Genomic DNA, 12796 nt, shown 5'->3' with positions numbered 1-12796 from the left:
CCATGAATAGAACCCCCGTTTTCGCCACACCGTGTGATCGGCCCACCGCGCGGCAGACCTGTTTCACGATGTTGTAATCCCGCCGGATGGCTGTCCAGGAACCCCGGCGCGCATGATGGTGCGAACAGGAAACTGCAGGGGGGAACAATTGGACAAAATCCTGGAAAACGACCCTTCTCAGCTTCTCCAGCAGCTGGCGCCGGATCACATACGGCTTTATCGCTGGGGAGCGACTCAGACTTTTTTCACCGCGGAAGAGGCAGCGACGGCACTGGACACCACCGAGGGCGCGGCGACCACGGCGATCAAGGCGCTGGAGGAATTCCATCTGGTGGACCAGGCGCACGGCTCGGTGAACCTGCAGGGCTTAGGAAATTACGGCCCTTCATGGCGTGTCGTGCACCCTCATCTGGCCGCCGCCAGGATGGCCAACGCCGAATCACAGCTGCGCCGCCGGCTTTTCGAACTGAGCACGCGACGCGATTCCCTGGACGCGCTCGCCTCGGTCCACGTGACCCGGGCGGACGAGCGGGAGGCCACCGAGGTCGTCGAAGTGGTCGACCGGCTCAGCGACGTGATCACGCTCATCGAGCAGGCCAGCGCCGAGTGCGAGCACGAGATGATCAGCTGCCAGCCCGGAGGCGGACGCCCCACGGAGGAGTTGGAGCAGGCGATCGCGCGGGACACCGCGCTGCTCACCAGAGGGGTGCGGATGCGCACGCTCTACCAGCACTCGGCCCGCAGACACGCGCCCACGCAGGCCTATGCGGAGCGGGTCTCGCTGGCGGGGGCGGAGGTGCGGACGATGACCGAACTGTTCGGGCGGGTGATCGTCTTCGACCGCCGGATCGCCTTCGTCCCCCACCATCAGTGCCGCGGCGGCGCGGCAGTGGTGCGCTCGCCGGCCGCCATCGGGTTCCTGGTCAACGCGTTCGACCGGGCCTGGGACCTCGCCGTCCCGTTCGGCGAGCCGGAACACACCCCGGTCGCCGTCGACGACCTGCGTCAGGGCATCCTGCGGCTGCTGAGCAAGGGCCTCAAGGACGAGGTGATCGCCCGCCGCCTGGGCATCTCGCTGCGCACCTGCCGCAAGCACATCGCGGACCTCTTCCAGGAACTGGGCGCCGACAGCCGCTTCCAGGCGGGCTATCTGGCGGCGACCCGCGGCCTGCCCGGAAGCCTCGAGGACGAAGCCTGACCCCGCCGGCCCGATCCCGCCGGCCGATCGGGACATCTCCTCTCCCGGCCGGTGGATCAGCCCGTCCGGCGGGTGAGGGCGCGCGCGTGGGGGCCGGGCCCGTCCAGGGCGGGCAGCGGCGGCAGTCCGGGGGCACGGCCCCCGGAACGGAAGGGGCAGGGGCCGTGGGGTGTTCTCGCCCCACCGCCCCTGCCCGCGACCTGCCGCACGTCAGAGCGTCTTGTCCGGCTTCGCCGTCGCCGGGCCCACGATCAGGCCCTCGCCCTCGCCGAAGGTGTCCACCCGGACCGTGTCACCGTCCTTGACCTCGCCGGCCAGGATCTCCTTGGCGAGCCGGTCGCCGATGGCCGTCTGGACCAGGCGGCGCAGCGGGCGGGCGCCGTACGCCGGGTCGTTGCCCTCGTCGGCGAGCCAGGCCAGGGCCGCGTCGGTGACCTCCAGGGTGAGGCGGCGTTCGGCGAGCCGCTTGGCCAGGCGGTCGATCTGGAGACGGGCGATCCGCTCCAGCTCCTCCTTGTTCAGGGCCGAGAAGACGACCAGATCGTCGAGCCGGTTCAGGAACTCCGGCTTGAAGGAGGCCCTGACCACCTCCAGGACCTGTTCCTTCTTCTCCGCCTCGGTGGACAACGGGTCGACCAGGTACTGGCTGCCCAGGTTCGACGTCAGCACCAGGATGGTGTTGCGGAAGTCGACGGTGCGGCCCTGGCCGTCGGTCAGCCGGCCGTCGTCCAGCACCTGGAGCAGGACATCGAAGACCTCCGGGTGCGCCTTCTCCACCTCGTCCAGCAGGACCACGCTGTACGGGCGCCTGCGCACCGCCTCCGTGAGCTGGCCGCCCTCCTCGTAGCCGACGTAACCGGGAGGGGCGCCGACCAGACGGGCGACGCTGTGCTTCTCGCCGTACTCCGACATGTCGATGCGGATCATGGCCCGCTCGTCGTCGAAGAGGAAGTCGGCGAGGGCCTTGGCCAGTTCGGTCTTGCCGACGCCGGTCGGGCCGAGGAAGAGGAACGAACCGGTGGGGCGGTCGGGGTCGGCGATACCGGCGCGGGAACGGCGTACGGCGTCGGAGACCGCCTGCACCGCCTCCGTCTGGCCGATGAGGCGGCGGCCCAGCTCCTCCTCCATGCGCAGCAGCTTCTGCGTCTCGCCCTCCAGGAGGCGGCCCGCCGGGATGCCGGTCCAGGAGGCGACGACGTCGGCGATGTCGTCCGAGCCGACCTCCTCCTTGACCATGGTGTCCTTCGCGGCCTCCTCCTCGGCCTCGGACGCGGCCTCCAGGTCGCGCTCCAGGGTCGGGATCTCGCCGTACAGCAGCTTGCTGGCGGTGTCGAAGTCGCCGTCCCGCTGGGCGCGCTCGGCCTGGCCGCGCAGGTCGTCGAGCTTCTCCTTCAGCGCGCCGACCCGGTTGAGGGACTGCTTCTCCTTCTCCCAGCGGGCGGTGAGCAGGCGCAGCTCCTCCTCCCGGTCGGCGAGGTCACGGCGCAGCTTGTCCAGCCGCTCGCGGGAGGCGGCGTCCGTCTCCTTGCTGAGCGCCAGCTCCTCCATCTTCAGCCGGTCCACGGACCGCTGGAGCTCGTCGATCTCGACCGGCGAGGAGTCGATCTCCATACGGAGGCGGGAGGCCGCCTCGTCGACCAGGTCGATGGCCTTGTCGGGCAGGAAGCGGGAGGTGATGTAGCGGTCGGAGAGGGTCGCGGCGGCGACCAGGGCCGCGTCCGCGATCTGGACCTTGTGGTGGGCCTCATAGCGGCCCTTGAGCCCGCGCAGGATCGCGATGGTGTCCTCGACCGACGGCTCCGCCACCAGCACCTGCTGGAAGCGGCGCTCCAGCGCCGGGTCCTTCTCGATCCGCTCCCGGTACTCGTCGAGCGTCGTCGCGCCGACCATGCGCAGTTCACCGCGCGCGAGCATCGGCTTGAGCATGTTGCCGGCGTCCATGGCGGAGTCGCCGCCCGCGCCCGCGCCGACGACCGTGTGCAGCTCGTCGATGAAGGTGATGATCTGCCCGTCGGAGTTCTTGATCTCGGCGAGGACGGTCTTCAGCCGTTCCTCGAACTCGCCCCGGTACTTGGCCCCCGCGACCATGGCGCCGAGGTCGAGCGCGACGAGCCGCTTGTTCCGCAGGGACTCGGGCACGTCGCCCTTGACGATCCGCTGGGCGAGCCCCTCGACGACGGCGGTCTTGCCGACGCCGGGCTCGCCGATGAGGACCGGGTTGTTCTTCGTGCGCCGGGACAGCACCTGCACGACGCGCCGGATCTCCTGGTCCCGCCCGATGACCGGGTCGAGCTTGCCCTCGCGGGCGGCGGCGGTGAAGTCCGTCCCGAACTTCTCCAGGGCCTTGTACTGCCCCTCGGGGTCGGCGCTGGTCACCCGGCGCCCGCCGCGGGACTTCTGGAAGGCCTCCTGGAGCTTCCTCGCGGTCGCTCCCTGCCCGCTCAGCACCTCGCCGGCCTGTCCGCCCTTGGCGGCGATGCCGATGAGCAGGTGCTCGGTCGACAGGTACTCGTCGCCAAGGTCGCGGGCCCGGCTCTGCGCGTCGGCGATGACGGCCAGCAGCTCGCGGTTGGGCTGCGGGGGCGCGACGGTCGACCCGGTCACGCTGGGCAGCGCGCCGAGCACCTTCTCGACCCCGGCCCGCACGGCCGCCTGGTCCGCGTCCACGGCGGCCAGGAGGTCGACGATGTTGTCGTTCTCCTGGCCCTGGAGCAGCGCGAGCAGCAGATGGGCGGGGATGAGGTCGGCGTGTCCCTGGGACACGGCCCTGTTGCTGGCCGCGTTGATCGCGTCCCGGCTCCGGTTGGTCAGCTCGGCGTCCACGTTCGCTTTCTCCTCCTGGCGTCAGCAGTCTCCCGTGTCTGACTCAGTCAGCGTACACAAAGTTGAGTCTATTCCGCTCAAGGTGTGCGCGGGAGTCCGGGAAGGGGTTAGGTTCCGGGCCATGGCCGCATACCCCCAGGACCCGGGCGCCCCGGACGCGCCGTATCTCGCCTTCTGGCGCGAACGGCACCTGTGCACCCTGACCACACCACGTCCGGACGGCAGCCCGCACGTGGTTCCGGTCGGAGTGACCTACGAACCCGGGGCCCGCCTCGCCCGGGTCATCGCCGACAAGCGCAGCACGAAGGTCGGCAACGTACTGGCGGCGGGCCCGGACGGCGCCCGGGTCGCGGTGTGCCAGGTGGACGGCCGGCGCTGGGCCACCCTGGAGGGCAGGGCGTACGTACGCGGGGAGCCGGACCGGGTCGCGGAGGCGGAGCGCCGGTACGCCGAGCGCTACGGGCGCACGCCGAGCCCGAACCCCGCACGCGTGGTGATCGAGATCGAGCTGACCCGGGCGATGGGACGCGGGTGACGTGAGGGGCGCCGGTGGCCCGGATGACCAAAACCGATTCCGTCGTTTTTCGGCCAACGCTCAAGCAGGGGCATGTAGGGAAATGTCCCGGTAAACACAGCGGCGTCACCGTGTTCAGGTCACGGTGACGCCGCTGCGGGGGGAAGCACCTGAGCGATCTGTTACGACGGGGGAATCGCGTCAGGCACTGCGGGGGGTGGCTGAGATGGTCTTCACGGGCGCCGTCTCGGGCTCTACGAGCCTGTGGTCCCGCTGGTCCAGGTTCACAAAGATCATTCCGTACCGAATGGCGCACCGCACGGGCTGCGGCGCTCCCCGGGGCTTGCGCAGGCACCGGTAGGCCCGTACGTCCTCGTCCTCGTCGCGCGTCACGACCACCGGCTCGCCGAACACGGTCACCATCAGCGAGTCACCACTGTGGGGGATGGCGGTGACCAGATCGATGAAGTGCCAGCCGGAGCGGTAGGCGGTGGCCATTTCGCGGCGGAAGGAGCGGTCGTCGGGTGGCGTGGTCATGACTCGGCGACCCACGTACTGTCGCTGGGAGCGACCCAAGTGCTGTCACCCGGCACGCCTGCCGCCGTGATCACCCACGTGCTGTCACGGGGCGCGACCCACGTACTGTCCGCGGGCGCTGCGACGGTCTCGGTACCCGTGCTCCAGGTACTGTCGCGCGCCGTGTCACCCGTCGTTCCTGCAAGGCCACTCAGCGCCCCGAAGGCCAAGGCAGCGGAGAAGGCGGCGGCAAGCGCCGAGCGAAGCATTCTCTTATGCATAGTCGGCTTCGTCCTCATTTGAAGGTCACCTCTCCCCCGTCCACTACGACGATGGCCCATTCGGGCACGTCATGGCCACACAATCGATGCATCATGTTCCTGCACGTTCAGGACCCTGGGGGGTGGAGATTTGACGAAAAATGAGACAAAGCAGACACATCCTCATGCGTCGACTGAGCTGTGCGAGGAAGGTCGCCGTCTCTATGGGAACGCTCTTCGGACGGGCCGCATAGCCCGCGCCGACGTGGAGCCTGCTCCGTGTTTGATGGAGTTCGCCCTGCTTCATGCGGACCCTGACGACGCGAACTGGCTACGTCCGGTACCCCCGTCGATCGCCCTGTCCCAGCTGCTCAACCCGATCGAACGCGAGATCACCCGGCGCAGGCGGCTGTCGGTGGAGCTCGCCGACGCTTTCGAGCCGTTCATGACCCTCAGCGCCCAGCCGACGCCCACCACACACTCGATCACGGTGCTGGAGGGCATCGACCGGATCAACGCGGCACTCGATCTGGCCACCTCCCAGTGCCAGACCGAGATGCTCACCGTCCAGCCGAGCCGCCGGCGCCTCGAACACACCCTCGTGCAGGGCCTCGAGCGCGACCGACCGCTGATCGAACGCGGCTGCCGGATCCGGACCCTCTACCAGCACACGGCCCGCTACAGCCCCGAGACGCTGGGCTACGTCTCCCAGTTCACCGACGGCAAGGTGGAGTACCGCACCATCGACGAACTCGTGGAGCGGCTGATCATCTGCGACGAGACCGTCGCCTTCATCCCGACCCGGGACGACGGACAGGTCGCCCTCGAACTCCGCCACCCGGGGCTCGTCCGCTACCTGATCAAGGTGTTCGAATTCATGTGGGGCCGCGCGGTACCGCTGGCCACCGGCGCTCCCTACGAGACCGCCCCCGACGGCATCACGGACATCCAGCACTCGATCGCCAAGCTCCTCGTCGAGGGGCATGTCGACGAGGCCATAGCCCGCCGCCTGGGCATGAACGTCCGCACCTGCCGAGCCCACATAGCGAAACTCGCCACGGCTCTCGGCAGCGGCAGCCGTGCCCAACTCGGCTTCCTCATAGCCCAGTCGGGGATCCTCAAACAGGAACCCTGACCGTGCGGGCGGGCCCGGAACCGAGAACCGGGACCGGCACGCCCGCAGCACCGCTGCCACCCGGCCACCCGGCCACCCGGCCACCCGGCCACCATCCGCCGCCCGTCGCCCGTCGCCCGTCGCCCGTCGCCCACCATCCTCCGCCCGTCGTCTCGAACAGGAGAGAGATTCGCAGTGAACGCGCCGCCGCACTCCCACCACGGCGTGGAGAACCTGTGCGCCGCCGGCACGAGCCTCTACGAGGCGGCCCTGCGCGACGGGCGGGTCAAGACCGAGGAAGCCGAGGCGGCGGCCCCCTGTCTGCTGTCCTTCGGCCTGCTGCACCCGGTCGTGGACGACCCGGACCAGCTCGAACCCGTCTCCCCGGCCCTGGCCCTGCACCGGCTGCTGCGCGCCTCGGGCACCCGTATCGCCGACGAACGGCGACGGGAGGAACGGCTGGCCACCCTCTTCGAACCCCTGATGCGGATCACCGGCAGCCGCACCGCCGCCGCCGATCCCGCCTCCCTGCGACTGCTCAGCGGCACGGAACAGATCAACGGCGCCATCACCGAGGCGACGGCCGAGGCCACGGACGAACTGCTCTGCATCCAGCCCAACGTCCACTACAGCGGCCCGCGCGGCGAGACGGCCCAGACGGTGGCCATGGCCCGCGACCAGGCGCTGCTCGACCGGGGCTGCCGTATCCGCACCCTCTACCAGCACACCCAGCGCCACCAGCCCCTCGTACTGGCCCGCTACGAGCAGCTACGGGGCGACGTGGCGGCCCGCACCCTCGACGAGGTCACCGACCGTCTGATCGTCATCGACGGCAAGGTCGCCTTCATCCCCGCCGGCGAGGACGGCCGACTGGCCCTCGAGGTCCGCCACCCCGCCCTCCTGACGTACTTCACCATCACCTTCGACCGTCTCTGGCGACTGGCCACCCCCATGTACCCCCAGGCCGTGCACCGCCCGTCCCTCAACGGCGTCACCCCCCGGCAGCAGGCCATCGCCGCACTCCTCGTCGAAGGACACACCGACGCCGTCATCGCCGACCGCCTCGGCATGAACATCCGGACCGCCCGTGTCCACATCGCCAAACTCGCCACCACCCTCGGCAGCGAGAGCCGCGCCCAACTCGGCTATCTCATCGGGCAGTCGGGGATCCTTGACCGGGAACAGAACCGGAACCGGGTGACGGAGCAGGCCCAGGAGCAGGTGTAGGCGCAGGAGCAGGTGTAGCAGCGGGAGCAGGTGTAGCAGCGGGCGCGGCGGCCGGGCCCGGGCCTCCGCCCGCCGCCGTGGCACCGAGCGACGACGGCTCCGCCTCCCCGGACGGCCGGTCGAGGCCGACCTGCGCGATCCGCACCCCCAACTGGGTCCGGCTGGCCGCGCCCAGGGTTTCCGAGAGCCGTGCGATGTGCGCACGGCAGGTGCGGACGCTGATGCCCAGCCGCTCGGCGATCACCGCGTCCTGGTGTCCCTCGGCCAGCAGGGCGGCGATGGACTGCTCCCGGTGCGAGATGCCGTCGATCCTGGTCTCGGGCAGTGGCGCGGTGAGCGGGATCGCCAGCCGCCACAGCCGCTCGAAGACCGTCACCAGGTAGGAGACGAGGGCCGGGTGGCGCAGCTCCAGCGCCATCGTGCGGTCGGTGTTCGCCGGGATGAAGGCGACCGTGCGGTCGAAGAGGATGAGCCGGTCGATGACCTCGTCCAGCGTGCGGGCCTCCACCGCGTCGCCCATCAGCTCCAAGTAAGTGAGGAGCCCCTGGCCGTGCCGGGCGACGTGGTTGTAGATGTCCCGCATGCGCACGCCCCGGCCGCGCAACTCCAGCGCCCGGTGCAGGCCTTCCGACAGCTCGTGTTCACGCCGGATGCCGCCGGGCTGCACGGTGAGGACTTCGGTCGTGCACGCCTCGGTCGCCGCGTCCAGGGCGGCCTGGATGCGGGAGGCGCCGTCCAGGACCCGGATCGCCGCACCCTCGCCGGCCGTCCCGCCCCGCGTGGGGCCGCCCAGGCCCGCGTACCACTCGAAGGCGGCGACCGCCGAGCCCATCCGGCGTCCGCTCGCGCTCACCTCGTCGTACAGACCGCGCAGCAGCCGGGTCATGACCTCCTGCGGGGAGGTCGGCACCAGCCAGTCCATGTCGTCGGGATCGGGGTGCAGCAAAGCGAGCTCGAGGAGGCACGGGACCGGCTCGGCGTCGAGCCGCGCCACCCGACCGCGCCGTACGGCCCGGGAATACACGCGATCCCCGGCCTCGCACAGTCGGTCGGCACCGTGTGGATGCTCCTCCGTCCCGTGCCCGGCCATCGCCCATCCCACCCCCGCCGTACGCCTCTTCCGGAGCGCAACTATGCGCGGCCTGGACCGGCTCCGCAACACGGCTGCCCCGGCCGACGCCCCGGAAAACCACCGATCTGTTCCTGTTTCTCCCGGCCTCCTTCCCTCACACTGCAACAAGCTGACGGTGGTGCGGGGCGACGGCCGCAGTGCATCGTTGGTTTCGCTTGCCCCCGGGTGCTCCCCACTCGGGGGAGAGCGCAGCCAACCCGGCCGGACCACGGGGGAGTCCGGCCGGGCTCAGGCCACGGCCGACCCACTGCTCGAGCGGCCTGAAGAGGTCAGCACGGCCCACGAGCCGGCACCGGCGGCGCTCCGGACGCTCACGCCGGGCGAACTGCCTCCCCGCGCCGCCGAGATGGCCCGCGCCTTCGAGGACGGCGCCGACCCACCCGGCGGGGTACGCATCACCGGCATCGGCAGCGGCGCGGCAAGGGCAGGGGCATCGGCGGGGGTATCGGCAGGGGCATCGGCAGGGGCATCGCCATCGGCAGGACCCAGGACGCCCAGGACGAGGCCGGGGGCTTCCATGACTCCTGGACAACGTACGGGTCCCAGCGGGGTGTGTACGTCATCGAGAACACGGTTAGGAGGCGCCGGAGAGGCCGCAGGAGCCCGAGAGGCCGCAGGCCGCCGGAGGGCTTCTCCCGCGTGGCGTCAGCGGTGGGAGCGGGCGGGGGCGCGGGCGCTGTCCGGGCGGGCCGGCGGCCCGCCCGGAGACCGTGGCTCAGATGAGGTCGAGGGCCTGGCAGGCAGCCTTGTACTTGGCGGTGCAGATCTCGGAGACCTTGTAGATGCCGTCGGCGATGATGGTCGACTTGAGGTTGTCCTTCGTCAGCGCGACCACGGTCACCAGCTTGGCCGGGATGTCCTTCTTCGTGGGGCTGTCGACCCGGTCGCGGGTGAGGGCGTCGAACTGGAGGTCGCGACCCTGGACCTTGGCGACGGCGGCCTCGGCGGCGGCCTCGGCCTCACTGGGGTACGGCTTGTAGACGCTCATGAACTGCTCACCGCTGAGGATGCGCTGCACGGCCGCCAACTCCGCGTCCTGGCCCGTGATCGGGGGCAGGTCGCCGCTGCTGACGCCCGCGGCCTTCAGGGCCTTGATGATGCCGCCGGCCATGGCGTCGTTGGCGGAGTAGACGCCGGAGATGTTGGACACGCCCAGCGCCTCGATCGCCTTCGTCATGTTGGCCTCGGCGACCTCGGGGCTCCACTTGTCGGTGTCGTACGACTTCGCCACCGTGACCCGGCCGCTGAGCTCGTTGAGCGCGCCCGCCTTGAACTGCCCGGCGTTGGGGTCGGTGGGCGAGCCGTTCACCATGACGATCTTGTCGCTGGCCTGGACGTTGGGAATGGCCTCCACGAGGGTGCGGCCCTGCACCTCGCCGACGAGCTCGTTGTCGAAGGAGACGTACCCGTCGATCGGCCCCTGGGCCAGACGGTCGTAGGCGATGACGGGGATGTCCGCGTCCTTGGCCTTCTGCACCATCGCCGCGATCGACTTCGAGTCGACGGCGTCGAGCAGGATGACGTCGACCTTCTCGTCGATCATCTTCTGCATCTGGGTGAGCTGCGCCTTGGCTTCCCCGTCGGCGTTCGCGTACTCGGTCCTGCCCTTGTTCTGGGTGAGCTCGGCGACCTTCTTCTTGATGATGGGGTAGTCGAAGTCCGCGTACCGGGTGTTGGTCTTCTCCGGCATCAGCACGCCCACCGTGACGTCGTTGCTCCGGGTCGGTGTCGCGCTGCTGCTGTTCTCCGAGGCTCCCAGCATTCCGCACCCGGCGAGCGACAGGGACATCGTGGAGGCGACCACAGCTATGGCGATACGACGCATTCGGGGCTCACTTCAGGTGCGTTCGGTGCGATTCCGGACACATGGGTGTGACAGGTAGACCCAGGTGTCTGAAAAGACAACGCGGCGGCGGCCGTCGGCGTCAAGCGGAACTACTTAACGAAGTAGCAACATCACACTCCGCTCAGCAGGTGAAGACGCATGGAGACCACGCGGAGACGTTGCGAAGACCTGGACAGAGAACCACCAGACGAGTGGGCAGAAAGTCGCACGATCAAGGCTGTTCCCGATGCGTCACGATCACGAAGGCCTTTTTTCCGACCAGGGGAACGCATGAATCCCGCCAGACTCGCCAAGGCCGTCGGCATGCCGGCCACGACCGGCGGCCTCCTCACCACCGCTGCCGCCGCCGCCCCACCGCCTCGCCCGCGACAACCTGCGCCCCGCCGGTCCACCAGCGCCGGATCCTCGTCGGTACCATCGGCCCTGTCGGCTCCTGACCAGCGGAATCGTCGCTTCCGGCGCTGTTGCGAAGTGGTGACGGAGCGACGATTGATCACCTGAGGGATCCAGGTGAAGATGAGTGCACCGCGAGCCGCCGGGGGGACAAGCAGTACCGGCGGGCGGTCACTTCTCTTCCTTCTGTCGCACGTGCCGCTCGTCGCACTTCGTCGTCGCCACGCTTCTGTTGTTCGCCGCACGTCGTCGTCGCACTTCGTCGTCGTACTTCGTTGTCGTACTTCGCCGTCGTCACGCTTCCAACGCAGGTCATGCCGCGGTCATCCCGGCGTGCCCCTGCTGATCGATTCCTTGGGGGGATTCATCATGTCCGCTCGTTCCGTCGCCGCCCGCCGCATCCGCACCGTGGCCGCGACCGCCGTCGTCACCGCTGTCGCCGGCGCCGCCTTGGTCCCGGGCACCGCGTTCGCCGCCGACAAGGCGGGCGAGCACGCGCTGAGGATGACGCTCGGCGCGCCCGCCCCCACCGGCCCGCTGAAGCGCGGCGGGGCGACGGAGTCGATGATCCTGACGGTCGCCAACTCCTCCGACAAGGCGCAGGACTTCTCCGCCTGGCTGCCGGGCACGCCGGACGGTCCGAGCCCGGTGCTGAAGGACTCCATCGTCTTCGGCGTGACCGCGATCGACGCGCCCGCGACCAAGTCGGCCGTCGGGCGCCAGGACGGCTCGTTCCAGGGGCTGTTCTTCCCGGCCACCGGGAACGCGGCCTCCCACTTCTCCATCCCGGCGAAGACCGAGTACACCTGGAAGGTCACGGTCGGCCTCGGCGCCTCCTACCCCACCAACGACGGTGACTTCACCCTCACCGCCGGGCGGCTGATCGGCGACACCGACGACGACCCGGCCCGCAACACCCAGGTCTTCACGATCGACCCGGCGATCACGCCCGGCAAGCTGAACGTGGCGTGGGAGCAGAAGACGGGTGCCGTCGCCCGACCGGGTCAGCGTGCCGAGCTGGTGCTCGACGCCACGGCCACCGGCCCCGGCGAGTTCCCCGCCGAGCTCCGGCGCACCGTGTCGGCCCAGCAGTTCCGTGAGGGCGCCGGCCATCCCGACTTCGTCCTGGAGGCCGAGGTCGACGGCAAGATCGTCAAGCTGAAGGAGTTCAACGACAGCGAGTGGGAACTCCCGGTCATACCCAAGGGGTTCGGCGCCTCCGCGGGTACCGCGAGCATCAAGCTGTACCTCTCGCTGGGCGAGAAGAGCGACATCAAGAAGGACACCGTCGTCCCGCTGGAGGCGCTGTTCTCCATGGGCGACACCTGGGGCTTCAACGGCGCCGAGACCCAGGTGAAGGCCGGCCCGGCCCTGGCCGCCACGCCGAGCGGTACGCCGTCCACGACCCCGTCGACGTCATCCTCCACGACCCCGTCGACGTCGGCCTCCCCGTCGGCATCCGCCACCGGCTCGGCAGCCGCCACCACGGGTGGCACGACCGGCGGCACGACGAACACCACGAGCGCGACCGGTTCGCTGGCCGCCACCGGTTCGGGCGCGGGCCTCTACGGCGCCCTCGCGGCCGCTCTGCTGGCCGTCGGCGGTGCGGCGGCCTGGCTCGGCACGCGTCGTCGCCGGGCGGCACGCGCCTGATCACCGGACGACCGGCAGACCGGCAGACCGGCAGACCGCGGGGAGTTCGCGCGGAGACACCGGGAGCCACGGGGGAATACGGCGTAACACGGGATGAGGGCCCGGAGGCATCCGCCTCCG

9 protein-coding genes are annotated in these 12796 nt (G+C 70.0%); 5 read left to right on the top strand and 4 right to left on the bottom strand.

Annotation, left to right across the window (positions count from 1 at the left end; translation table 11 throughout):
- Positions 1-148 precede the first annotated feature (148 nt).
- Entirely contained in the window at positions 149-1198 is a 1050-nt protein-coding gene (locus tag QF030_RS22940; protein WP_307164519.1) for a helix-turn-helix transcriptional regulator, read from the top strand.
- 210 nt (positions 1199-1408) lie between these two features.
- On the opposite strand, the gene clpB is transcribed toward QF030_RS22940, so the two are convergent.
- Positions 1409-4021, bottom strand: a complete 2613-nt coding sequence (gene clpB / locus QF030_RS22935) for an ATP-dependent chaperone ClpB (protein WP_307164518.1) — start codon at positions 4019-4021, stop codon at positions 1409-1411.
- 121 nt (positions 4022-4142) lie between these two features.
- Between clpB and QF030_RS22930 the strand changes: the two genes are divergently transcribed.
- Positions 4143-4556, top strand: coding sequence for a pyridoxamine 5'-phosphate oxidase family protein (locus QF030_RS22930; protein ID WP_307164517.1), 414 nt, complete (start codon positions 4143-4145; stop codon positions 4554-4556).
- A 180-nt stretch (positions 4557-4736) separates the two neighbouring features.
- On the opposite strand, the gene QF030_RS22925 is transcribed toward QF030_RS22930, so the two are convergent.
- A complete protein-coding gene (locus tag QF030_RS22925; RefSeq protein ID WP_307164516.1) occupies positions 4737-5072 on the bottom strand; it encodes a hypothetical protein in 336 nt (111 codons plus the stop codon).
- A gap of 525 nt (positions 5073-5597) precedes the next feature.
- Here QF030_RS22925 and QF030_RS22920 point away from each other — a divergent pair.
- Positions 5598-6446 (top strand): helix-turn-helix transcriptional regulator, encoded by an 849-nt coding sequence (locus QF030_RS22920; protein ID WP_307167661.1) that lies wholly within the window; start codon positions 5598-5600, stop codon positions 6444-6446.
- A gap of 174 nt (positions 6447-6620) precedes the next feature.
- Positions 6621-7652 carry a helix-turn-helix transcriptional regulator gene (locus QF030_RS22915; RefSeq protein WP_307164515.1) on the top strand — a complete coding sequence of 344 codons (1032 nt, stop codon included), beginning with the start codon at positions 6621-6623 and terminating at the stop codon, positions 7650-7652.
- Here QF030_RS22915 and QF030_RS22910 read toward each other — a convergent pair.
- A complete protein-coding gene (locus QF030_RS22910) occupies positions 7576-8742 on the bottom strand; it encodes a helix-turn-helix transcriptional regulator (protein ID WP_307164514.1) in 1167 nt (388 codons plus the stop codon). The two genes, QF030_RS22915 and QF030_RS22910, sit on opposite strands and share 77 nt — an antisense overlap.
- Before the next feature lie 757 nt (positions 8743-9499).
- Complete coding sequence (locus QF030_RS22905; RefSeq protein WP_307164513.1) at positions 9500-10609, bottom strand: sugar ABC transporter substrate-binding protein; 1110 nt, start codon at positions 10607-10609, stop codon at positions 9500-9502.
- A gap of 783 nt (positions 10610-11392) precedes the next feature.
- Here QF030_RS22905 and QF030_RS22900 point away from each other — a divergent pair.
- Positions 11393-12676 (top strand): hypothetical protein, encoded by a 1284-nt coding sequence (locus QF030_RS22900; protein ID WP_307164512.1) that lies wholly within the window; start codon positions 11393-11395, stop codon positions 12674-12676.
- Positions 12677-12796: the final 120 nt, after the last annotated feature.

Source organism: Streptomyces rishiriensis (genome assembly GCF_030815485.1).
In the GTDB taxonomy this organism is placed as follows: Bacteria; Actinomycetota; Actinomycetes; order Streptomycetales; family Streptomycetaceae; genus Streptomyces; species Streptomyces rishiriensis_A.
This window is presented reverse-complemented; position numbering and strand designations above follow the sequence as displayed.

Excerpts from the sequence above, each read along its gene's own strand:
- QF030_RS22900 (WP_307164512.1), top strand. The coding sequence starts at position 11,393 with ATGTCCGCTCGTTCCGTCGCCGCCCGCCGCATCCGCACCGTGGCCGCG.
- QF030_RS22910 (WP_307164514.1), bottom strand. The coding sequence starts at position 8,742 with ATGGCCGGGCACGGGACGGAGGAGCATCCACACGGTGCCGACCGACTG.
- QF030_RS22905 (WP_307164513.1), bottom strand. The coding sequence starts at position 10,609 with ATGCGTCGTATCGCCATAGCTGTGGTCGCCTCCACGATGTCCCTGTCG.
- QF030_RS22925 (WP_307164516.1), bottom strand. The coding sequence starts at position 5,072 with ATGACCACGCCACCCGACGACCGCTCCTTCCGCCGCGAAATGGCCACC.
- QF030_RS22920 (WP_307167661.1), top strand. The coding sequence starts at position 5,598 with ATGGAGTTCGCCCTGCTTCATGCGGACCCTGACGACGCGAACTGGCTA.
- QF030_RS22930 (WP_307164517.1), top strand. The coding sequence starts at position 4,143 with ATGGCCGCATACCCCCAGGACCCGGGCGCCCCGGACGCGCCGTATCTC.